At 70.6% G+C, this 21,994-nt stretch carries 18 protein-coding genes; 2 read left to right on the top strand and 16 right to left on the bottom strand.

The features are described from left to right. Positions 1 to 605: 605 nt before the first annotated feature. From AC07F0_RS29980 to AC07F0_RS29970, 3 genes are all read right to left on the bottom strand, one after another. Positions 606 to 1,904 (bottom strand): extracellular solute-binding protein, encoded by a 1,299-nt coding sequence (locus AC07F0_RS29980; RefSeq protein ID WP_478983157.1) that lies wholly within the window; start codon positions 1,902 to 1,904, stop codon positions 606 to 608. Positions 1,905 to 2,115: 211 nt separating this feature from the next. Next, positions 2,116 to 2,397 carry a DUF3039 domain-containing protein gene (locus AC07F0_RS29975; RefSeq protein WP_010039914.1) on the bottom strand — a complete coding sequence of 94 codons (282 nt, stop codon included), beginning with the start codon at positions 2,395 to 2,397 and terminating at the stop codon, positions 2,116 to 2,118. Positions 2,398 to 2,426: 29 nt separating this feature from the next. After that, the gene (locus AC07F0_RS29970; RefSeq protein ID WP_356926960.1) at positions 2,427 to 2,999 is read right to left on the bottom strand and encodes a YqgE/AlgH family protein; all 573 of its coding nucleotides are present in this window, start codon (positions 2,997 to 2,999) and stop codon (positions 2,427 to 2,429) included. Positions 3,000 to 3,307: 308 nt separating this feature from the next. Here AC07F0_RS29970 and murA point away from each other — a divergent pair, with 308 nt between their 5' ends. Further along, positions 3,308 to 4,648: a UDP-N-acetylglucosamine 1-carboxyvinyltransferase gene (gene murA, locus AC07F0_RS29965; protein WP_399408264.1), complete on the top strand. Its 1,341-nt coding sequence runs from the start codon at positions 3,308 to 3,310 to the stop codon at positions 4,646 to 4,648. 104 nt (positions 4,649 to 4,752) lie between these two features. On the opposite strand, the gene AC07F0_RS29960 is transcribed toward murA, so the two are convergent. The 9 genes from AC07F0_RS29960 to AC07F0_RS29920 form a co-directional block, all read right to left on the bottom strand. Beyond that, complete coding sequence (locus AC07F0_RS29960; RefSeq protein ID WP_003990598.1) at positions 4,753 to 5,034, bottom strand: HU family DNA-binding protein; 282 nt, start codon at positions 5,032 to 5,034, stop codon at positions 4,753 to 4,755. A gap of 310 nt (positions 5,035 to 5,344) precedes the next feature. After that, the gene (locus tag AC07F0_RS29955; protein ID WP_478983156.1) at positions 5,345 to 6,775 is read right to left on the bottom strand and encodes an NAD-dependent malic enzyme; all 1,431 of its coding nucleotides are present in this window, start codon (positions 6,773 to 6,775) and stop codon (positions 5,345 to 5,347) included. A 356-nt stretch (positions 6,776 to 7,131) separates the two neighbouring features. Further along, positions 7,132 to 9,417, bottom strand: a complete 2,286-nt coding sequence (locus AC07F0_RS29950) for a HelD family protein (protein ID WP_478983155.1) — start codon at positions 9,415 to 9,417, stop codon at positions 7,132 to 7,134. Positions 9,418 to 9,477: 60 nt separating this feature from the next. Then, positions 9,478 to 10,308 (bottom strand): anti-sigma factor family protein, encoded by an 831-nt coding sequence (locus tag AC07F0_RS29945; protein ID WP_478983154.1) that lies wholly within the window; start codon positions 10,306 to 10,308, stop codon positions 9,478 to 9,480. Beyond that, the gene (locus AC07F0_RS29940; RefSeq protein WP_010039908.1) at positions 10,308 to 10,829 is read right to left on the bottom strand and encodes a sigma-70 family RNA polymerase sigma factor; all 522 of its coding nucleotides are present in this window, start codon (positions 10,827 to 10,829) and stop codon (positions 10,308 to 10,310) included. The genes AC07F0_RS29945 and AC07F0_RS29940 overlap by 1 nt, the downstream gene beginning before the upstream one ends. A 373-nt stretch (positions 10,830 to 11,202) precedes the next feature. Next, a complete protein-coding gene (locus AC07F0_RS29935; RefSeq protein WP_478983153.1) occupies positions 11,203 to 11,796 on the bottom strand; it encodes a CGNR zinc finger domain-containing protein in 594 nt (197 codons plus the stop codon). A 466-nt stretch (positions 11,797 to 12,262) separates the two neighbouring features. Further along, entirely contained in the window at positions 12,263 to 13,414 is a 1,152-nt protein-coding gene (locus AC07F0_RS29930) for a uroporphyrinogen-III synthase (RefSeq protein WP_478983152.1), read from the bottom strand. Between the two features lie 194 nt (positions 13,415 to 13,608). Next, the gene (locus AC07F0_RS29925; protein WP_478983151.1) at positions 13,609 to 14,994 is read right to left on the bottom strand and encodes a nitrate/nitrite transporter; all 1,386 of its coding nucleotides are present in this window, start codon (positions 14,992 to 14,994) and stop codon (positions 13,609 to 13,611) included. Positions 14,995 to 15,147: 153 nt separating this feature from the next. After that, a complete protein-coding gene (locus tag AC07F0_RS29920) occupies positions 15,148 to 16,260 on the bottom strand; it encodes a hypothetical protein (protein ID WP_478983150.1) in 1,113 nt (370 codons plus the stop codon). A gap of 135 nt (positions 16,261 to 16,395) precedes the next feature. On the opposite strand from AC07F0_RS29920, the gene AC07F0_RS29915 reads away from it, so the two are divergent. Then, positions 16,396 to 16,944, top strand: coding sequence for a hypothetical protein (locus AC07F0_RS29915; protein ID WP_478983149.1), 549 nt, complete (start codon positions 16,396 to 16,398; stop codon positions 16,942 to 16,944). On the opposite strand, the gene AC07F0_RS29910 is transcribed toward AC07F0_RS29915, so the two are convergent. From AC07F0_RS29910 to AC07F0_RS29895, 4 genes are all read right to left on the bottom strand, one after another. Next, a complete protein-coding gene (locus AC07F0_RS29910; RefSeq protein ID WP_478983148.1) occupies positions 16,927 to 17,517 on the bottom strand; it encodes a hypothetical protein in 591 nt (196 codons plus the stop codon). The genes AC07F0_RS29915 and AC07F0_RS29910 overlap by 18 nt on opposite strands. Positions 17,518 to 17,525: 8 nt before the next feature. Next, on the bottom strand, positions 17,526 to 18,206 hold the full coding sequence (locus AC07F0_RS29905; RefSeq protein WP_478983147.1) for a hypothetical protein: 681 nt from the start codon (positions 18,204 to 18,206) through the stop codon (positions 17,526 to 17,528). 259 nt (positions 18,207 to 18,465) lie between these two features. After that, positions 18,466 to 19,767 carry an acyltransferase family protein gene (locus AC07F0_RS29900; RefSeq protein ID WP_478983146.1) on the bottom strand — a complete coding sequence of 434 codons (1,302 nt, stop codon included), beginning with the start codon at positions 19,765 to 19,767 and terminating at the stop codon, positions 18,466 to 18,468. Then, positions 19,764 to 21,962 carry a bifunctional polysaccharide deacetylase/glycosyltransferase family 2 protein gene (locus tag AC07F0_RS29895; RefSeq protein WP_478983145.1) on the bottom strand — a complete coding sequence of 733 codons (2,199 nt, stop codon included), beginning with the start codon at positions 21,960 to 21,962 and terminating at the stop codon, positions 19,764 to 19,766. Before AC07F0_RS29895 ends, AC07F0_RS29900 begins: the two co-directional genes overlap by 4 nt. Between the last annotated feature and the right edge of the window lie 32 nt (positions 21,963 to 21,994).

Below are 21,994 nucleotides of genomic sequence, written 5' to 3'. Positions count from 1 at the left end.
GGTCCCCGCCGAGACGGCCCCGGCCGAGTCACCCCAGGCCGAATCAGACCCGGACGAACCAGACCCGGACGAGTTGACCCCACCCGACCCGTCCCCAGCCGAACCGGTCCCCGCCGAGACGGCCCCGGCCGAGTCACCCCAGGCCGAATCAGACCCGGACGAACCAGACCCGGACGAGTTGACCCCACCCGACCCGTCCCCGGCCGAACCGGTCCCCGCCGAGACGGCCCCGGCCGAGTCACCCCAGGCCGAATCAGACCCGGACGAGTTGGCCCCACCCGACCCGTCCCCGGCCGAAAGGGCCCCACCCGACCCGTCCCCGGCCGAAAGGGCCCCGGCCGAGGCATCCCCGGAGGAGACTGCCCCGGACGGACCAGACCCAGCCGAGACGCCTCCAGCCGAACCCGTCGCGGCCGAGACGCCCCCAGCCCGACCGGCTCCAGCCGAGTCACCCCCGCCCGAGCCCTTCCCCGTCGCACCGCCCGCGGCCGAACCGGCACCACCCGAACCGGCCTCACTCGAACCGATGCCAACCGCACCGCCCCCGCCCGATTCAACTCCAGCCGCCCCGCCCCCAGGCGATTGCCTGCTGTCGTTCACCCGGCTCACCCGGCGGAGCCGAACGCGGTGTTCATCTTCTTCGCGGCGGCCTCGGACGCGGCAGCCACGCTCTTCTTGCCGCTGATGATCTCCTGGAACATCGTGGGCAGGACGAGCGAGGAGTCGATCTCGGCCCAGGCGGGTGAGGCGGGGACGAACTTCGTGCCCGCCGAGAGGGTCCGCACGAAGGGCTTCACGAACGGTTCCTTCTCCGCGACCTGCCGGCGCACGTCCGTGAAGGTCGGCAGGAAGCCCATCGCGCCGAAGAGTCCGGTCTGGGTCTTCTTCGAGGCGAGCTGTTCCATCAACTGGACGGCGAGCGTGCGGTGGGACGTGCTCTTCAGGACGCCGATGTTGTTGCCGCCCGCGAAGGCCGGTGCGATCGAGCCGGGTGTCACTCCCGGCAGCGGGACGACCGCGTACTTGCCCTTGACCTTCCCGGCCTCGACGGCGGTGTGACTGAAGTCGCCGCCGATCGCCATCCCGGCCTTGCCCGCGGCGAACGCCGAGATCGTGTCGTTGCCACCCATGCCCGCGCACTTGGCCGCCGGACAGTTGTCGTCGCCGAAGAGGGACGTGTACGCCTTGATGCCCTTGCGCGCCTGAGGGCTGTCGATGCCGGAGGCGTACGAACCGCCCTTGCCGTTGGCGATTTCACCGCCGTTGGCCCAGACGAAGGGCATCGCGCCGTAGGTGTAGGCGCCGCCGACCACCAGCCCGTACAGCTCGGGCTTCGCGGCGCGTATCTCGCGGGCGGTGGAGGCCAGTTCGTCCATCGTCTTCGGGACGGACAGGCCGAGCTCCTTGAACACGTCCGTGCGGTAGTACAGCGCGCGGACGCCGACGTAGAAGGGAGCGCCGTAGACCTTGCCGTCGACCGTCACCGACTGCTTGGCCGTCGGGTCGGTGTCCTTCGCCTCGCTCCAGCCACCGAACTCCTTCGTGACGTCGAGGAGTCCGCCGTCCTTCACATACCCGGCCGTGTCGGTGTTGCCGTACTCCATCACGTCGGGAGCGGAGGCGGGGTCGTTGAAGGCGGCCTTGACGCGCTGGGCGCGGGTGTCGATCGGGATGTACTCGACGTCGACCTCGGTGCCCTTGTGGGCCTTCTCGAAGGCGGCGACGACCGAGTCGACGACCTTCTCCTTGGGTGTGTTGCCGACCTCCTGGAAGAGCCAGACGCGGAGCGTGCCGGTCTTCTCGTCCTTGTCGGAGGAGGAGTTCGTGGCGGTCTGGGGCGCGCAGGCGGTGGCCAGGAGGGCGGCGAGCGCGGTGAGCGCGGCACATCGGACGGACAGCTTCATGGAGTGCTCCTCCGAGGGAGTGTTGCAACATGCGCAATGACGGTTTCGCTGTGCACAACACTTCGGAGGCTAGGGACTGCATGAACACGCCCACAAGAGGTCTCAACCACTCTGTGACCAGCAGACGCATCCTGCGCAACGCCCAGACAGCACAAAAGCCTCCAGGGCGCGCAAAACGCACCCTGGAGGCCTTACGCCACGCGGGCCGGAGCTACTTGTCGCCCTTGCCCTTGTCGTCGTCCCCGGAGCCCATGGACTCGTAGATCTCCTTGCACATGGGGCACACCGGGTACTTCTTCGGGTCGCGGCCCGGCACCCAGACCTTGCCGCACAGCGCCACGACGGGGGTGCCGTCGAGGGCGCTCGCCATGATCTTGTCCTTCTGGACGTAGTGGGCGAAGCGCTCGTGGTCACCGTCACCGTGAGAGGTCTGCGGCGTCGGCTCTACGAGGGTCCCCGTACCAGTCCCGCGCTCGGGCTCGAGAGTGCTCATAGGCCCAAGAGTACTGAAGGTCACAGCCATCAGTTGAGCGAAGGGTCGTCCGGGTACGTCGCCACCATCGCCAGCTCGTTGCGCTGGCGGCGCAGCACCTCGCGCCAGAGCCTCTCCGGGGACGGCGAGGAGACGTCGCCGGGCTCCGACTCGACGACGTACCACGCGCCGTCCACCAGCTCGTCCTCCAGCTGGCCGGGGCCCCAGCCGGCGTATCCGGCGAAGATCCGCAGGGAGCCGAGGGCGGAGGCCAGCAGTTCCGGCGGAGCCTCCAGATCGACCAGACCGATCGCGCCGTGCACCCGGCGCCAGCCCAGCGGCGCGGTCTCCCCGGACGCACCGCCGGGGACGACGGCGACCCCGAGGGCCGAGTCCAGCGACACCGGGCCGCCCTGGAAGACCACGCCGGGCTCGCCGGCGAGATCGCCCCAGCCCTCCAGGATGTCGTCCACGTCCACCGGGGTGGGGCGGTTGAGGACCACACCGAGAGAGCCCTCCTCGTCGTGGTCGAGGAGCAGCACCACCGCGTGGTCGAAGTTCGGGTCCGCCAGGGCCGGCGTGGCCACGAGCAACCGCCCTGTGAGCGAGGACACCTCGGTCATGCCAGACATGATCCCGCATCTTCCCTGCCCATGGGGAGCCAATGCGGGGACGCGAGTGAACGCAGCCATGAATCAGAGATGCGGCCTGGTAAGGCCTCGATTGCGGGTGGTGGTGGGAGACGGGCGGGCGCACCGATGCGTCCCACGCGCACGGACGTGACCGTGACCCCACGTGCCCGGCACGGAACCGTTCGTGTTGTGACAGAGCTATGACGTGGCTGGGTCTGACTCAGGCTTACGGAAGGGGGGTGGAGGGCGATTACCCTTTCCCTCCTGGCCCCTGCCCGACTCCACGGAACGCGAGATTCATGACCGTCAACGACGATGTCCTGCTTGTCCACGGCGGAACCCCGCTGGAGGGCGAGATCCGTGTCCGCGGTGCGAAGAACCTCGTACCGAAGGCAATGGTGGCAGCGCTGCTGGGCAGCGCTCCGAGCCGCCTCCGCAATGTTCCGGACATCCGTGACGTACGGGTCGTACGGGGCCTGTTGCAGCTGCACGGTGTGACGGTCCGTCCGGGGGACGAACCCGGCGAACTGGTGATGGATCCGACGCGCGTGGAGAGCGCGAACGTCGCTGACATCGATGCCCATGCGGGTTCGAGCCGTATCCCGATCCTCTTCTGCGGTCCACTGCTGCACCGCCTCGGCCACGCGTTCATCCCGGGCCTCGGCGGCTGCGACATAGGCGGCCGGCCCATCGACTTCCACTTCGACGTACTGCGGCAGTTCGGCGCGCGGATCGAGAAGCGGGCGGACGGGCAGTACCTGGAGGCCCCGCAGCGGCTGCGGGGCACGAAGATCCGGCTGCCGTACCCCTCCGTCGGCGCGACCGAGCAGGTCCTGCTGACGGCGGTGCTCGCCGAAGGCGTCACCGAGCTCTCGAACGCGGCTGTCGAGCCGGAGATCGAGGACCTGATCTGCGTCCTTCAGAAGATGGGCGCCATCATCGCGATGGACACCGACCGGACCATCCGCGTCACCGGTGTCGACAAACTCGGCGGCTACACCCACCACGCCCTCTCCGACCGCCTGGAGGCCGCCTCCTGGGCGTCCGCCGCACTGGCGACCGAGGGCAACATCTACGTCCGCGGCGCCCAGCAGCGCTCGATGATGACGTTCCTGAACACCTACCGGAAGGTGGGCGGGGCCTTCGAGATCGACGACGAGGGCATCCGCTTCTGGCACCCCGGCGGCCAGCTGAAGTCCATCGCGCTGGAGACGGACGTCCACCCGGGCTTCCAGACCGACTGGCAGCAGCCTCTGGTGGTGGCCCTGACCCAGGCCACGGGCCTGTCCATCATCCACGAGACGGTCTACGAGTCCCGCCTCGGCTTCACGTCCGCCCTGAACCAGATGGGCGCGCACATCCAGCTCTACCGCGAGTGCCTGGGCGGCTCGAACTGCCGCTTCGGCCAGCGCAACTTCCTGCACTCGGCCGTCGTCTCCGGCCCCACCAAGCTCCAGGGCGCCGATCTGGTCATCCCCGACCTCCGCGGCGGCTTCTCGTACCTCATCGCGGCGCTGGCGGCCCAGGGCACGTCCCGCGTCCACGGCATCGGTCTCATCAACCGCGGCTACGAGAACTTCATGGAGAAGCTGGTGGAGCTGGGCGCGAAGGTGGAATTGCCGGGCAAGGCGCTCGGGTAGCGGCGCAGGCAGTGACGCCAAAGGGGCGGCCACCCGGTTCGGGTGGCCGCCCCTTTGATGTCACTCACTGTGGTTCGTACACCGTCGGCGTACGAACGGCAGGGTTACTTGCCCTTCGCGGCTTCCTTGAGCTTGGAGCCCGCGGAGACCTTCACGCTGTAGCCGGCCGGGATCTGGATGGGCTCGCCGGTCTGCGGGTTGCGGGCGGTGCGAGCGGCACGGTGGGTGCGCTCGAAGGTCAGGAAGCCGGGGATGGTGACCTTCTCGTCCCCCTTGGAGACGATGTCGCCGACCACGTCGGCGAACGCGGCCAGAACGGCGTCGGCGTCCTTGCGGGTCACCTCGGCGCGGTCGGCCAGCGCGGCCACCAGCTCACTGCGGTTCATGTTGTTACTCCCGTGTTCATCTTGCCGTTGAGGCGTCAGATCGAAGCCGATGCTGCCAGGGTCCTCCGTGAGTCCCCGGACCCGGGTCCGTCGTCAGACCCTCGCGCCCAGGGACGCATCCTGCCTCTACCTGCGGCGGGAAAGCCAATCCGGCACCCGCAGGAGTCGTGAGAACACCCATGGGAGTCACACGAAAAGAGGGCCTGAGCCTGGCCGACACGATAGAGGGCGGCCCAAGGGGTCGGGTTCCCCGACGCGCCGTTGCCAGGCCAGTCGTGGCAATCCTCACAGCGGCCGCAGGGCTGTCGCCCTACGGCTGTGAGGTCGTCGCCGCCGCGCCGACCGCCTTCGCGGCCTCCCGGACCGCCCCGGCGACCGCGCCCGCGACCTTGTCGTTGAAGACGCTCGGGATGATGTAGTTCGGGTTCAGCTCGTCCTCGGTCACCACGTCCGCGAGGGCCTTCGCCGCCGCGAGCATCATCTCGGTGTTGACCGTACGCGACTGGGCGTCCAGCAGCCCGCGGAAGACGCCCGGGAAGACCAGCACGTTGTTGATCTGGTTCGGGAAGTCGGAACGGCCGGTGGCCACAACGGCCGCGGTCTGACGGGCGATTGCCGGGTCGACCTCGGGGTCCGGGTTCGCGAGCGCGAACACGATGGCACCCTCGGCCATGGCGGCCACGTCGTCGCCGTCGAGGACGTTCGGGGCCGAGACGCCGATGAAGACGTCCGCGCCGCGCACGGCCTCCTTGAGCGTGCCGGTCAGGCTCTCGGGGTTGGTGTTGTCGGCGATCCAGCGCAGCGCCGAGTCCGGGGCGGCGTCCACCAGGTCCTCGCGGCCGGCGTGCACGACGCCGTGGATGTCGGCGACGACGGCGTTCTTGACGCCCGCGGCGATCAGCAGTTTCAGGATGGCCGTACCGGCCGCGCCGGCTCCGGACATGACGACGCGGATGTTCTCGATCGTCTTGCCCGTGACACGCAGGGCGTTCGTGAGGGCGGCGAGGACGACGATCGCGGTACCGTGCTGGTCGTCATGGAAGACGGGGATGTCGAGGGCCTCGCGCAGCCGGGCCTCGATCTCGAAGCATCGGGGGGCGGAGATGTCCTCCAGGTTGATGCCGGCGAAGCCCGGGGCGATCGCCTTGACGATCTCGACGATCGCGTCGGTGTCCTGGGTGTCGAGGCAGATCGGCCAGGCGTCGATGCCGGCGAACCGCTTGAAGAGGGCCGCCTTGCCCTCCATGACGGGCAGCGCGGCCTTCGGGCCGATGTTGCCCAGGCCCAGCACGGCCGAGCCGTCCGTCACGACCGCAACGGAGTTGCGCTTGATGGTGAGGCGGCGGGCGTCCTCGGGGTTCTCGGCGATCGCCATGCAGACGCGGGCCACGCCCGGCGTGTAGACCATGGACAGGTCGTCACGGTTGCGGATGGGGTGCTTCGACGCCATCTCGATCTTGCCGCCGAGGTGCATGAGGAAGGTCCGGTCCGAGACCTTGCCCAGCGTGACGCCCTCGATGCCGCGGAGTTCCTCGACGATCTCGTCCGCGTGCGCGGTCGACGAGGCCGCGATGGTGACGTCGATACGGAGCTTCTCGTGACCGGATGCGGTGACGTCGAGGCCGGTCACCGAGCCTCCGGAGGACTCCACGGCGGTGGTGAGCTGCGAGACGGCGGTTCCGCTCGCGGGCACCTCCAGCCGGACCGTCATCGAGTAGGAGACGCTGGGCGCCGTTGCCATGGCCGACTTCCTCTGCTTTCACCTGACGCTGAGTTGTGCCGTCCGATCGTCGCACCTACCGCTGAGTAGCAGGTAGCCACCCTCGATTGCGAACGTTTTGTTCGCGGAACAGGCAGGCAAAAAGAGACCCACGTCACGCTGACGTGGGTCTCTTCGCAAGTCAGGTGGCACCGACCCGCCATGCTCGCCTCGCGGCAAGTGGTCGCTCGTAGCGACGATGGTTGGGCCCGGGGGCTTGGATCGGGCCGGTGCCACATCCAGGCTAACAAACAGATCCCGTAAGGCCATTCCCGTACCGGGAGTTCATTTCGCCGGCACGTGGGTATCGGTGCGCGGTGCCGCCGGTCGGACCGGAGTCAGTCCCTGAGCAGGTCCGGTACTCCCGCCGCGTCGGGCTCGTCCCGGTCCGCCGAGACGACCGTGAGCTGCTGGGTGGCACGCGTGAGTGCGACGTAGAGCACCCGCAGGCCGGCCGGGGACTCGTCGGCGATCTCCGCCGGGGAGACCACGACCGTCGCGTCGTACTCCAGGCCCTTCGCCTCCAGGCTGCCGAGGGCCACGACCCGGTCGCCGAGCCCGGCGAGCCAGCGCCGGGCCTCCTCGCGGCGCTGCATGGCGACGACCACGCCGACCGTGCCGTCGACGCGCTCCAGCAGCCGGGCCGCCTCGGCGCGAACGGTTTCGGCCAACGTGCCGTCCACGACCGTGAAGCGCGGCTCGACTCCGGTGGAGCGGACCGCCTTCGGCGACGGGGAGCCGGGCATGGCCAGGGCCAGCACCTTCGAGGCGAGCTCGGCGATCTCGGCCGGGTTGCGGTAGTTCACGGTGAGCTCGAAGCGGCGGCGCGGGCGGGTGCCGAGGGCCTCGTCGCGGGCCTCGGCGGCCTCGTCCGGGTCGGACCAGGAGGACTGGGCCGGGTCGCCGACGACCGTCCAGGTGGCGTGCCGGCCGCGCCGGCCGACCATGCGCCACTGCATCGGGGTGAGGTCCTGAGCCTCGTCGACGATGACGTGCGCGTACTCGGTGCGCTCCTGCGCGAGGCGCTCGGCCCGCTCGCGCTGCGACTCCTCGCGCACCGGCATCAGCTCCTCCAGGCCGGTGAGCTGGTCGAGCGGGTCCATCTCGCGCTTCTTCCGGGGGCGGGCCGGGGTGCCGAGGACGGCCTGGAGCTCGTCGAGCATCGCGATGTCGTGCACGGAGTGGCCGTCGCGCCTGAGGGAGCGGGCGACCTTGCGGATCTCGCCGGGGTTGAGGATCCGCCGGGCCCAGCGGCCGAGGCGCCGCTCGTCGGCCATGGCGTCCAGGACGGCCGCCGGGGTCAGCTCGGGCCACCAGGCGTCGAGGAACGCGACGAAGGCGTCCTCGGAGGTGACGTCCTCGTCGAAGGAGGAGCGCAGCTCGGCGGCGAGCTCCGGGTCGGTGTGGCGGCCGGCCGCGCCGGACTGCTCCCACAGGGCGTCCAGGAGCAGCTTGCGGGCGCGCGGGCGCAGCAGGTTGACGGGGGCGGTGCCGCCGAGGGCGGCGCGCCGGATGCCCGCGAGCTGCTCGGCCTCCAGTTCCAGACGGCGGCCGAAGGCGACCACGCGCAGCCGGGTCGGTGAATCGTTCAGCTCCAGGGCTCCGCGCGCGGCCTTGCGCAGCACCTTGAGCATGCGGGACGAGCCCTTGGCGCGGGCCACGGAAGGGGAGTCGTAGAGCGTGGCCTCGGCGCCGTCGACGAGGGAGCCGATGGCGCGGATGGCGACCTGGCCCTCCTCGCCGAGGGAGGGCAGCACGCCCTCGGTGTAGGCGACGAGCAGCGGGGTCGGCGAGACGATCAGGATGCCGCCCGCGTACCGGCGCCGGTCCTGGTAGAGGAGGTAGGCCGCGCGGTGCAGGGCGACGGCGGTCTTGCCGGTGCCCGGGCCGCCCTCGACGTACGTCACGGAGGCGGCGGGGGCGCGGATGACCAGGTCCTGCTCGGCCTGGATGGAGGCGACGATGTCGCGCATGGTGTGGCTGCGGGCCTGGCCGAGCGCGGCCATCAGGGCGCCGTCGCCGATGACGGGCAGCTCGTGGCCGTCGAGGAAGGCCGTCAGCTCGGGGCGCATCAGGTCGTCCTCGACGCCGAGCACCTTGCGGCCCTTGGAGCGGATGACCCGGCGGCGGACGACGCGGCCAGGGTCCACGGGCGTCGAGCGGTAGAAGGGGGCGGCGGCCGGGGCCCGCCAGTCGATGACCAGCGGGGCGTAGTCCTGGTCGAGGACGCCGATGCGGCCGATGTGCAGCGTCTCGGCGATGTCGGCGGTGTTGTCCTCGCGAATCGCGCCCTCGGCGGGCTCCACGGCGGTGTACGCGCCGTCCGGGCCCTTCTTTCCGTCCTTGCCGCGCAGCAGGTCGATGCGGCCGAAGAGGAAGTCCTCGAACTCGTTGTTCAGCCGGCTGAGGTGTATGCCGGCCCGGAAGACCTGGGCGTCCCGCTCGGCGAGCGCGCCGGGAGTGCCGACCTGGCCGCGCTGGGCCGCGTCGTTCATGAGGAACTCGGCCTCGTGGATCTTCTCCTCGAGGCGCCGGTACACCCGGTCCAGGTGTTCCTGTTCGACGCCGATCTCTCTGTCTCTCAGGGAGTCGAGCGCGGTTTCCTGCTGAGCCTGAGCGGCCACCGGGCCCCCTTCTGACGTGCTGGGCAGCCGTCCACCGTACGCGAAGGGGACCCGGTAAGGCTACGCGTCGACCTCGACCAGCCGCTTGCCGTCGAAGGTCACTACCTCGAAGTGGTCGATCTCGTTCGGCTCGAAGGCGGCGCCGCCCTGGACGTACAGGGGCTCCTTGGCCTTCTCGGTCGTGGCGTCGGGGAGGCCGTAGCCCCACTCCGGGACGGACCAGGAGGACAGGGTCTCCCGCTCGCCGTTCTTGCCGACCGCGACGAGGGCGCACTTGAGCGGGCCCTTGACGTTCTTGAGCTCAGTGACCACGCCCGTCCCCCAGTCCTTCTTCTGGAGGGCGACCGTCGCGGTGACCTTGGTGCTCGGGTCGGTGGCCGAGATCTTGTCGGAGATGCCGTCGAAGGCCTCCTTGGCGGGGCTCGCCGCGAGCGGGCGGTTCTCCGCGCCGCCGCCGTCACCGCCGCTGTTCGTCGCGACCGCGACGAAGGGGCCGCCGATGATCAGCGCGCCGGCCGCGGCCACCATGTAGAAGCTGCGGCGGCGCTTCTGGGCGCGGCGGTCGGCGACCTCGTCGACCAGTTTCTCCACCAGGCGCGGGCGGGGCTTCGCGGACAGCGAATCGCCGATCGCGGGTGTGCTGCCGGAACCGGGCAGGTCGGCGAGGGCGGCGAGCATGGGCTCCATGCCGGCCAGCTCGTCGAGCTGCTGGGCGCACCATTCACAGGTGGCGAGGTGGGCTTCGAAGGCGGTCGCTTCGGCGTCGTCGAGGATGCCGAGAGCGTAGGCGCCGACGGTCTCGTGCTCGTTCGGCACCGGGGACTCCTGCATGGGACCAGACATACCCATGCCTCCCGTACCGAACCCTTGGTTACCCCCGTAAACACTCATCACGCCGTCACCCCCCGCTCCTCCAGTGCCAGCTTCATCGAACGCAGGGCGTAGAACACCCTGGAGCGGACGGTGCCGCTGGGTATGCCCAGGGTTTCGGCCGCCTCATTGACCGTACGCCCCTTGAAGTACGTCTCGACGAGCACCTCCCGGTGAGCCGGGGTCAGGTCGTCGAGTGCGTCCGAGAGAGTCATCAGCCACAGCGCCTTGTCGATCTCGTCCTCCGCGGGGATGACCTCCAGCGGCGACGGGTCGACCTCCTGCGGCCGGGCCTGCCGGCTGCGGTGGCCGTCGATGACGATGCGCCGGGCGACCGTCACCAGCCAGGGGCGTACCGATCCGGTCGCCCGATTGAGCTGACCGGCGTTCTTCCAGGCACGGATGAGCGTCTCCTGCACGACGTCCTCGGCGCGCTGCCGGTCTCCGGCGACCAGGCGCAGGACATATGCCAGAAGGGGTCCGGCGTGTTCGCGATAGAGCGCACGCATCAGCTCCTCGTCGGGTTCCGAGGGCTGGGACATGCGATGTCGGGCCCTCGGTGCACGTTCATTGGCCACGACGGAATCCTTGCGCACGCCCACCTCCGGTGTCCGGGGGTTCCCCCAGTCGGTCGCTCCACATGCCGTACGGACGCGAGGCGTTGGGTGTTCAAAGTGGCGTGACAGATTTCTTCGAAGTGACGTGACGAGCGGGACATGGGAGCACATTCCCACCCCGCGTTCTTTACATTTCCGCCACATCGACGCGATCAAGCCAGGCTTTCCCTACGGGTCCGTAGGTAAACGGCATGTAATCGAAATCACTTCGACGGCGCGCCCGCAGAAGTCGCATTTAGGACAGGGAAATTGGGTGCAGTGACCACCCAACGGCCTTGCCGCGAAGGGCAAAAGGGACTTAAGCCCGTGTGAGTGCCGCGCGGCGGCGGTGCCGGGCGACCCGTTCGCGGTTTCCGCAGACCTCGCTGGAACACCAGCGCCTCCTGCGCCCCCGGGAGGTGTCGAGGTACACGATCGGGCAGTTGTCGCCCTCGCACTGGCGCAGGGCAGCGCGGGCGACGGGGTCGGTCAGCAGGTCCACGGCGTCCCGGGCGACGGCCGCGAGCAGGGCGGGACAGCCCGGCGGACCGTCCAACTGCCGCAGGAGTTCGCCGTCTCCACCGCGGACCGCGCGCGGGGCGGGGGGCGCCGTACGGGCGAGATCGTTGACGCGCGCCAGCGCGAAGTCGTACGCCCTGGCTCCGGCTCCCGGCCAGCCGCGTACCAACCGGTCGATCTGGCCACGCAGTTCGCGGAAGGCGACCAGCCAGGCCGCGTCGGCGTGGGCCAGGGCGGTGTCCGCCGGGACCAGCCCGGAACCGGTGATCCAGGCCCGCAGCACGTCCACGGAGTCGAGCCGTTCCTCCGGATGCGTGGTCGAGAGCAGGTCGAGGCAGATCCGCCCGGCATCGAAGCGCAGCTCGTACGGGGCCGTGGCCGTACCCAGTGCCATGTGCCTGTCACCGCCTATAGGGGGTGCACCCCGGACGCGAGGGCTCGGTGAGGTGCCAGTGAGAGGGCCGGGAAACCGTTCCCTCTTACAGTGCCTGCCCACTCCGGCGCCGGGAACCCCTAGGGCCTGTCGCGAAAGTGCCCTCTGCCGCGCGACGCCCGGCACGCTCCCCCACTGCCTTGAGGGCGTGGGAGGTGCCCCCACTCGCCGCACCGCCCGAAAGCCCGAGTACGCCCGTACGAGGGCTTCCGGGCGGCACTCCCCCAGCCTTCGGCCGGGGGGACCCCAGAGCACGCACCGGACGCCGCGCGGCCGCCCTCCGGGCGACGAGGCCACTTTCGCAACAGGCCCTCGTGTCCGCAAAGTCCCGCCTGCCCCGGGCGGACGACGGGACTTCGCGGACACGACCTGGCACCGGCCGCTCGCCTGCCGGCGTGGCGGTATCCCGCTCAACCCGCGGACGCGCTCACGCGTCCACGTACTTCGTCTCCGCCGCCGGGTCCAGGGCGAGGCGGTACCCCCGCTTGACCACCGTCTGGATCAGTTTCGGGGTGCCGAGGGCCGTGCGGAGACGGGCCATGGCCGTCTCGACCGCGTGTTCGTCGCGGCCGGAGCCGGGCAGGGCGCGCAGGAGTTCCGCGCGCGCGACCACCCAGCCGGGGCGGCGGGAGAGGGCGCGGAGCAGGGACATGCCGGCGGGCGGTACGGGCTTGAGGTCGCCGTCGACCAGGACGGCGTGGCCGCGGATCTCCACCCGGTGCCCGGCGATCGGCAGCGCGCGTGCCCGGCCGGGCAGTTCCTTGCACAGGAGCTGGACCAGGGGGCCGAGCCTGAAGCGTTCGGGCTGGATCGTGTCGATGCCGCGGGACTGCAGCGGCAGGGCGGTGACCGGGCCCACGCAGGCCGGCAGCACGTCGTGGCTCAGGGCCTCCAGCACCTCGGGCAGCATCCCCCGCTCCTCCGCCCGGGAGAGCAGGGAGGCCGCGGCCGGGGCGCTGGTGAAGGTCAGCGCGTCCACGCCCCGGGAGACCGCCGCGTCCAGCAGCCGGTCCACCGGGGCGATGTCCTCCGGCGGCATCCACCGGTAGACGGGCACGCCCACGACCTCGGCCCCGCCCTCGCGCAGCGCCTCCACGAACCCGGGCAGCGGCTCACCGTGCAGCTGGATCGCGATCCGCTGCCCGTCGACGCCCTCCTCCAGCAGCCGGTCGAGCACCTCGGCCATGGACTCCGAGGACGGCGACCACTCCTCCGTCAGCCCGGCGGCCCGGACCGCGCCCTTCACCTTGGGCCCGCGCGCCAGGATCCGTACGCCGCCGAGCCGTGAGAGCAGATCGTCGCCGAGCCCCCAGCCGTCGGCGGCCTCGACCCAGCCCCGGAAGCCGATCGCGGTCGTGGCGACCACGATGTCCGGCACCTGGCGGATGAGTTCCTTCGTCGCGCCCAGCAGTTCACTGTCGTCGGCGAGCTGCACGATCCGCAGGGCAGGGGCGTGCATGACGGCGGCACCGCGCCGCTGGAGCAGCGTCCCCAGCTCATCGGCCCGGCGCGCGGCCGTCACGCCCACGGTGAAACCCGCCAGGGGTCCGTGGTCCGGTCGCTGTTCTTCCTCGTACATGGCTCTCGTCCCGCACTCGAGTCGTCGTACTTCGTGGGTACGGCGTACCTACATGCCGATCGAGCCTGTCAACGGCTCGTGACAGGCTCGGATCGGCATGATGTCGACGGTGTTACCGATGCCGCTTTCCGCCGGATCGACGGCTGCGGGCTTCGGCCGGGGGTCCGGGGGTTGTCCCCCGGGTCAGCACAGCGTCAGACCTTGGCGTAGCTGAGCTGCGGCTCCGCCTCCGAGGTCGCCGTCGTGGCGGGTACCTGCGGGGTCGTGCGGCGAAGGTATACGGACCAAGTGACCGCGAAGCAGACCGCGTAGAAGGCGAGGAAGGCGACGAACGCCCCGGTGCCGGAGCCGTAGGAGAGGAAGGACTGGCGGAAGGCGAGGTTGATGCCGACGCCGCCGAGTGCGCCCACCGCGCCGATGAGTCCCATGGAGGCGCCGGAGAGGCGACGCCCGTAGGCAGCGGCCGCTTCACCCTCCAGTCCCTTGGCGAGGGCCTTGTTCTGGAAGATGCCCGGGATCATCTTGAACGTCGAGCCGTTGCCGAGGCCGCTGAGCACGAACAGCACCACGAACGCCGCGGTGAACAGCGCCAGCGACTTCTCCATCGAGGCACCGATCAGGATCGCCGTCGCGACGCCCATGCCGACGTAGTTCCACAGGCTGATCTTCGCGCCGCCGTACTTGTCGGCCAGCCAGCCGCCCAGAGGCCGGATCAGCGAGCCGAGGAGCGGACCGATGAAGGTGACGTACGCCGCCTCCAGCGGGGTGCGTCCGAACTGGTTCTGGAGGACCTGCCCGAAGGCGAAGCTGTAGCCGATGAACGAGCCGAAGGTGCCGATGTAGAGGAAGGCCATGATCCACGTGTGGGCGTCCCGTGCGGCGTCCTTGGCGGCACCGGTGTCGTTCTTCACGTTCTCGATGTTGTCCATGAAGAGCGCGGCCATGACGGCGGCGACGAGGATCAGCGGGATGTAGATCCCGAGCAGCACGCGCGGTCCGCCGCCGGCGCCGATGATCGCGAGGGCGGCCAGCTGGATCACCGGTACGCCGATGTTGCCGCCGCCCGCGTTCAGGCCGAGGGCCCAGCCCTTCTTCCGCAGCGGGAAGAAGGCGTTGATGTTGGTCATGGAGGAGGCGAAGTTGCCGCCGCCGATGCCGGCCAGCAGGCCGACGAGCAGGAAGGTCGAGAAGGAGGTCCCCGGCTCCATCACCATGAACGCGGCGACGGTCGGGACGAGGAGGAGGCTGGCGGAGATGATCGTCCAGTTCCGGCCGCCGAAGATCGCGACGGCGAAGGTGTAGGGGACGCGGACGACGGCGCCGACCAGCGTGACCATCGAGGTCAGCATGAACTTGTCGGCCGGGGTCAGCCCGTACTCCGGGCCCATGAAGAGGACCAGAACGGACCACAGGGTCCAGATCGAGAACCCGATGTGCTCGGAGAGGACGGAGAAGAAGAGGTTCCGGCGGGCGATCTTCTCGCCCGTCTCCTTCCAGAAGGTCTCGTTTTCCGGATCCCAGTGCTGGATCCAGCGTCCGCCCCTGCTCGGGGGTGCGGGTGCCGTGCCAGGACCTGTCATGACGCCTCCACTTGCTCCGGGACTCGGTCGTTCCATGAGTGCTGATCCCGAAGGTAGGGAGGACGCGTTTCGTCACTGTGCCAGCGAGTGACCGCAAGGGAACTTTGCTCTCACCCCGGCTTGGGGCGGGATGAGAGGTTCCGTGGCGTCGGGTCAGCTTTGCGGCTGCTGTCCAGGCGGATTGTGCTGCCCGTGGGGCTGCTGTTGCTGAGGGTACTGCTGGGCGTACGGGCCGGGGGGCTGTTGCCGAGGGTACGGCGTGGGGGCGGGCTGGGCCGCGTACGGGCCCGGCGCGGGAGGGCCGGGGTACGGGCCGGGGGCGGGCTGGCCGGGGTGCGGGCCTCCGTACGGACCAGCGGCCGGCTGGCCCCCGTACGGGCCCGGCGCGGTCTGGCCGGGGTACGGACCGGGAGCCTGCTGGCCGGGGTACGGACCGGGAGCCTGCTGGCCGGGGTACGGACCGGGGGCGGGTTGGGCGTACGGGCCCGGCGCCTGCTGTCCGTACCCCGCGGGGGCGCCTGCGGCCGGGGCGGGCATCCCACCGGGCTGACCCGGTACTCCCGGCTGACCGGGCACTCCGGGCTGACCCGGCGCACCCGCGTACCCCGGCGTCCCGGCCGTCTGCCCGCCGCCGTACGGCCCTCCCGCGAACGGATTGCCCTGCCCCGGCGGCTGCGCCCCGGGCGGCAGGTACCGCACGCGCCCGTTCTCCTCGGTCACCGGCATGAAGCCGGCCGCCTGCAGGCGCGCGGCGAACTTCGTGTTGCGCTTGCGCGTGACCAGCAGTCCGATGCCGAGGATCGCCATGATCACGAGCCACACCAGACCCGCCGCGATGAAGTCGAAGGACTCACCGCCGGACCGGAGCGCGAGCACCACGCAGCCGATCGTGACGCCGAGCGCCCCGTAGCCCATGCGCTTCTCGGCGTTCTTGCCGGTGAGGTCGAAGTTGATGCGGGCCTTGAGGAGCTCGAAGGCGTCCGGCACCAGCGGCGGCAGGGAGACGCCGTCGCCGGCATTGGGGTACTGCGCCCAGTTCTGCGCGGCCCGGGCCCGGGCCTGCGGGCTGGGGTCGGGCAGGATCAGCATGGTGAGCGCGCCGTTGCGGCCGCTGCTCTGCCGGACGTCCGCGTACTCGTAGCCGAACTGCTGGGCGACGAAGGCCAGCCGGGCGAGCTTCTTCACGGATGCCATCGGGCTGGTGAGTTCGACCGGTTCTCCGCTCGCCATCAGCCGCAGCATCTTCTGTGTCTGCCGCTTACTCATTCCACCGCTCCCCCGGCGCCCACTGGGCACAGTTGTTCACATGCGCAACCCGGGCAGTTTTCCACACCGGGAAGGCCCGGGGGAACGGGGTCCCGTTATCCTCTAGCGGACCCCACACGGGAAGGGGGGGAGTCCATGTCCGCGGAGTCGGGGGCCGAACGGCCCAAGGCGCGGCGCCCGCAGCGATCCTTTGCCGCGAACGTGGCCTTCGGAGCGGGCATGCTCCTCGTGCTGGCGACGGCGACGCTCGGCGCGTTCGCGGCCGTTGCCCTGCTGGGCGGGGCGGTTGACGGGCCGCTGTCGAGCGTGGTGCCCGACGACGGCACCAGCGCCCTGGTCGTGGGTGGCATCGCGGTCGGCGGGCTGACCGGGCTGATGCTGCCGGTGATCCTCTTCGGCATGGTGCGGGGGACCGAAGAGAACGGAGGCACGCCCCGGGTCGGCCCGGGAGCCGCGGCCCGCAAGGTGCTGGCAGTTCTGGTGTTCGACGTCTGGCTGCTGGTCGTGGCGTTGCTCGTCGCCCAGCTGGGGTGGTTCCTGCCGGCTCAGCTCACCACCGTCGTGGCCGTGTTCGCCGTCGGGTTCAGCTGGATGCCGCTGGCGATGGTCCCCTGGGAGCGGTTCGGGCTGGGGGATGTGCTCGGCAAGCGCCGGGGTTCCGCCGCGTCACGCCAGGCGGAGTGAGTTGGCCAGCTCGTCGGCGACCTTGACGAGTTCCGCGCCGAGTCCGAGGGACGTCCACAGCAGCCGGCACTCCAGCGCGGTGGGATGCTGCCGCGGCAGGACGTAGTGGGCCACTCCCTCCACGATGGTTCCGCCGTCCGCGTCCGGGTCCGTCGGCTCCTGGCGGTGCACGCGCAGGGCCGGGCCCAGGGGCAGTTCGACCTCGGTGAGGATCTGCTCCCCACCGAAGTACGGGCCTTCCGCGCGTTCCGCCTCGGCCCGGAAGGCGGCCATGGTCCGGGATTCCGCCGGGACCTTCAGCTCCCGCACCGTACAACCGGCGACGACGGGCCCGTCCCGGGGTGCCAGGACCGCCGCGCACAGGGCGCCCTGCCGCACCGCCGCCCCCCAGTACCAGAGCAGGTCCGCCGCGAAGGCCTCCCGCCACGGCTCGGGGACGTCACCGCCGAGATGGTGTCCGGCGAGGGTGCGCGCCCAGTCCTCGGGGTCCTCGCTCTCCAGGTTCAGGACCAGCCAGTTGTGGTGGGCCGGCAACTCGACCCGGCACTCCCGCCAGTCCGCCTTGTTCGTCATGGCCGGGCTCACCGCCCGGCCAGGGACGCGTCGGGGCCGGTGACGTCGATCTCCGGCTCGCCGCCGAACAGGCCGACGAAGCTGTTGGTGTCGGAGGCCGCGCCCGTCCCGGTGCCGCCGAGGCCGATGGCGTTGTAGGCCATGGCCTGCTTGAACGCGTCGGGCGTGCCGATGAACCGCAGGTCCGCCGGGTCGATGTTCTTGATGCGTGCGAGTTCGTCGACCATGCCCGGGCCCGCGTACATGCTGGCCAGGCCGCGCGGTCCGGCGGCGTTGTAGGCGTCGCGGGCGGCCAAGAGGTTGTCGCCGACCTTGAACAGGTCCCGCCAGTTGCCCCGGATGCTCGCCAGGTCGTCCGCGAAGGAGCTCGGCAGTCCGCGGAAGGCCGCCCTCAGGCCCACGTCGGGCAGGGCCGCCCCGGGGCGCGCTCCGGCCCGTGCCCCGACCATGGACTCGACGAGGGCGCGGCGCGCGGCCGAGTTCATGCCCGGGTTCCAGCCGCGCACGTACTGGGTGGCCGCCGTCCAGACGCGGCTGCGGCCGACGGTGGCGGCGGCCTTGGCGCCCGCGGAGAAGACGCGCCCGATGCCGAACGTGGCGAGGCCCAGCGCGTCGATCGCCACGTCGCCCCAGGAGCCGTCGCCGTTGATGGCGAGCAGCACATGGCAGACCAGTGATATCGCGGTCATGACCAGGGCGATGGTGCCGAGCACTCCGGCCAGGGCCTGTCCGATGACGGGGATCCAGCCGACGAGCAGGGACAGGACCCCGCAGACGGCGGCGATGGCTCCCGTGATGTCGCTGACGAGCTTCAGGGTGTCGCGCAGGTCGTCCAGCCAGCCGTCGTTGAGGCCGTCGCCCTCGGTGGTGTCGTTCTCTCACCTGGACCGAAAAGAAACCCCTCGGAAAGGGCCGCTCATCGTCCGCCCCCGCCGATGACGGGTCAGCTTAGCTTCCGGATGCCGAGCTCCTCCGGCTGCCACGAACCCTCACCCGAGGCGCACTGTTCGGCCACAACCGGGGTTTCCGCTTCGCCGCGACGTCCTCGACCCAGCCGAACGCGAGGGTCGCCGCGCCGATCAGGGGCCAGACCAGGACGAACATCCAGATCGTGTACGTGGCGTCCAGGGCGGAGACCGCGCGATCGCCCTGGAGGAACGGCAGTTCGTAGAGGAGGTCGAGGATCGGGACCGTGGCCATGATGAGGAGGTTGTGCCAGAGGTAGATCGTCACGGCGCGGTTGTTGGAGAGGGTCACGAGCCCGTCCCACCTGGCGAGGCGGCCCGGGAGTGCGCGCCAGGACGGGGAGTACTGGAGCAGGACGACCACGAAGCCGAAGGACCAGGCCGCCTGGGCCAGGGGGATGTCGTTCAGGTCCCAGCCGTCGGGGCCCAGGTGGCCGGAGGCCCACCACAGGCCGAAGGCCATCAGCAGGGCCGCGCAGGAGATCGACAGGTAGCGGGGGATCTGCTTGAGCAGGCCCTCGTGGTGGGCGAAGCCCAGGACCCAGCAGCCGCCGTAGACCGCGAAGTCCGTCACCGCGTTGCCCGTCTCGCCGGGGATCTTCACCAGGCCCGTGCCGACGACCGCCGTGAGGCCCAGGGGCGCCAGCAGCGTCGGCCACGGTGCCCGGCGGAACGCCCACAGCAGCAGCGGGGAGGCGATGACGAACCACAGGTAGGCCCGCAGGTACCACAGCGGACCGGCCGCCTGCACCGCCCAGGTGTCCTCCAGCAGGCCGGACTTGGCGCCAAGGTGCCAGGGGAAGGGCGGGGCGCCGACGGGGAAGACGTAGTTGACCAGGTCGATCAGGCCCCAGGTGCCTCCGTGGTCCGGGTCCTTCAGCGGGTTCCAGCCGCCCGCGAACATCATCGCCAGCACCACCACGCTGAACGCCCAGAGCGGGGGCAGGAGCCGGCGGATCCGGCCCCGGATCACCCCGAGCGCCGGGCGCTTCAGCGAGCGCGCCATCAGGGAGCCCGCCAGCGCGAACATCACGCCCATCGACGGGAACAGCACCGTCAGCCACGCCCAGCCGAACAGGTGGTAGACGACGACACGGACCAGGGCGATGGAGCGCAGCAGGTCCAGGTAGCGGTCACGGCCGCCGCCCTGGCGCGGCGCCGTGTCCGGGGCGGTTTCGCCCGGGGCCGCGGGGTCCGTCGTGCGCTGCTGCGGGATGCCGTACGACGGCGGTCCCGGCATGCCGGACGCCGCCGATGACGTGGGGATCGGGTTTCCGTGGGTCATGCCACCGGCCTCCGCTCGCCGCTGCTCTGGGATCGCTGGCGCGGCACGGGGCCGCCGCCGGGTGCGTCGACGACACCGGTGCGCCGCAGCTTCTGCCAGCGCAGCCGGCCGCCGGTGAGGGCGGTGATCCAGGACTGGAGCAGGACGACGTACATGAGCTGCCGGTAGAGGATCTGCTGCAAGGGCAGGGAGACGAGGTGGGTCATGCGCTCACGATCGAGTCGGAAGGCGTAGGCCGCGCAGACCGCCTGGATCGCCAGGACGCCGAGCCACGCCATGATTGTCTTCTGAGTGGGGCCGAACACGAGGCCGTAGACGAGGAACACGTCGATCAGCGGGGCCAGCAGGGGCGCCACGACCATGAAGAGGGACACCAGCGGCAGGCCGACACGGCCGAAGCGGCCCGAGGGGCCCTTGTCGACCAGGGCCCGGCGGTGCTTCCAGATGGCCTGCATGGTGCCGTACGACCAGCGGTAGCGCTGGGACCACAGCTGCTGGACCGTTTCCGGCGCCTCGGTCCAGGCACGGGCGTTCTCGGCGTAGACCACGCGCCAGCCGTCGCGGTGCAGGGCCATCGTGATGTCGGTGTCCTCGGCGAGCGTGTCGTCGCTCATGCCGCCGACCCGTTCCAGCGCGCTGCGGCGGAACGCGCCGACCGCGCCGGGGATCGTCGGCATGCAGCGCAGGACGTCGTACATGCGGCGGTCGAGGTTGAAGCCCATCACGTACTCGATGTGCTGCCAGGCGCCGATGAGCGTGTCCTTGTTGCCGACCTTGGCGTTGCCCGCGACGGCGCCCACCCGCGGGTCGCCGAAGGGCTGCACCAGTTCACGCACGGTGGACGGTTCGAAGACCGTGTCGCCGTCCATCATCACGATCAGGTCGTAGCGGGCGTTGGCCACACCGCGGTTGAGCGCGGCCGGCTTGCCCGCGTTGAGCTGGCGGACCACCCGGACGTTGGGCAGGCCCATGGCCTCCACGATCCGTGCCGTGCCGTCGGAGGAGCCGTCGTCGATGACGAGGACCTCGATGGGGTGGTCACTGGCGGCGAGGGAACGGACCGTGTTCTCGATGCACTTGGCCTCGTTGTACGCCGGCACCAGGACCGACACCGGTTCGGTGACCGGCGCTCCCCAGCGGAAGCCGCGGCGGCGCACCCGGCGTGCGTGCACTCCGGAGAGCAGCAGCATCAACACGAAGCGGCCGATGACGAGGGTGCCGACGATCGCGAGGCCGACGACCAGCCCGTCGGTGAGGTGCTCCGAGGCCTGGACCAGGAAGATCCACGCCGTGCCCTTCCACTGGTCGAGGCCGGTGACCTGGGAGTGCGCGCTCGGGGCGTCGAGGGCCTCGGTGAGGTTGTCGAACGCGTAACCCTGCTGGCGCAGGTCGGGCAGCATGCGGTCCAGTGCCGCGACGGTCTGGTGCCGGTCGCCGCCGGAGTCGTGCATCAGGACGATCGCGCCCTTGCCGCCCTTGGGCGTGGCACGGCGGACGATCTCGGCCACGCCGGGCTTGCGCCAGTCCTCGCTGTCGGTGTTGTTGACGACGGTGATGTAGCCGCGGCGGCCGATGTACTCGGTCACCGGCCAGGACCTGTTGTCCATGGCGTCGGCGAAGGAGGAGTACGGCGGCCGGAAGAGGGAGGTGCGGATGCCCGCCGCGCCCGAGAGGGCGAGCTGGTTCTGGGACAGCTCCCAGTCGATGCGCTTCTTGGACTGGTAGGACAGGTCGGGGTGGTTGAAGGTGTGCAGACCGACCTCGTGGCCTTCCTCGACCATGCGCCGGACGAGGTCCGGGTAGCGCGAGGCCATGGTGCCGGTGACGAAGAAGACGGCGTGCGCGTCGTGCTTCTTCAGTACGTCCAGGACCTTCGGCGTCCAGACCGGGTCCGGGCCGTCGTCGAAGGTGAGGACCAGGTGACGGTCGGGCACGCGCAGGCTCTCCGTGCGGCCGCTGCGGGTGTCGATGACCGGGCCGCCGTTCATGATCTTCTCCGGCACCTGGTCGGTGGCGGCGGGCGGCCGGACCCGGTGGTCGGCGAGGATCTCGCTGTGCACGTAGCCGCGCAGCATGAGCATGGCCATCAGCGCGACGAGGACGAGCAGGGGCAGCAGCAGGCGCAGGGGCAGGCGGCGCCTGGAGCCGCCACGGGCTCGCGGCGCGGGCCCGGAACGGCGGGTATGGGATGCCATGGGTGGTGGTACTCCGGGGTGGTGCGGGGACG

It is taken from the genome of Streptomyces sp. NPDC045955, assembly GCF_056430805.1.
This window is presented reverse-complemented; position numbering and strand designations above follow the sequence as displayed.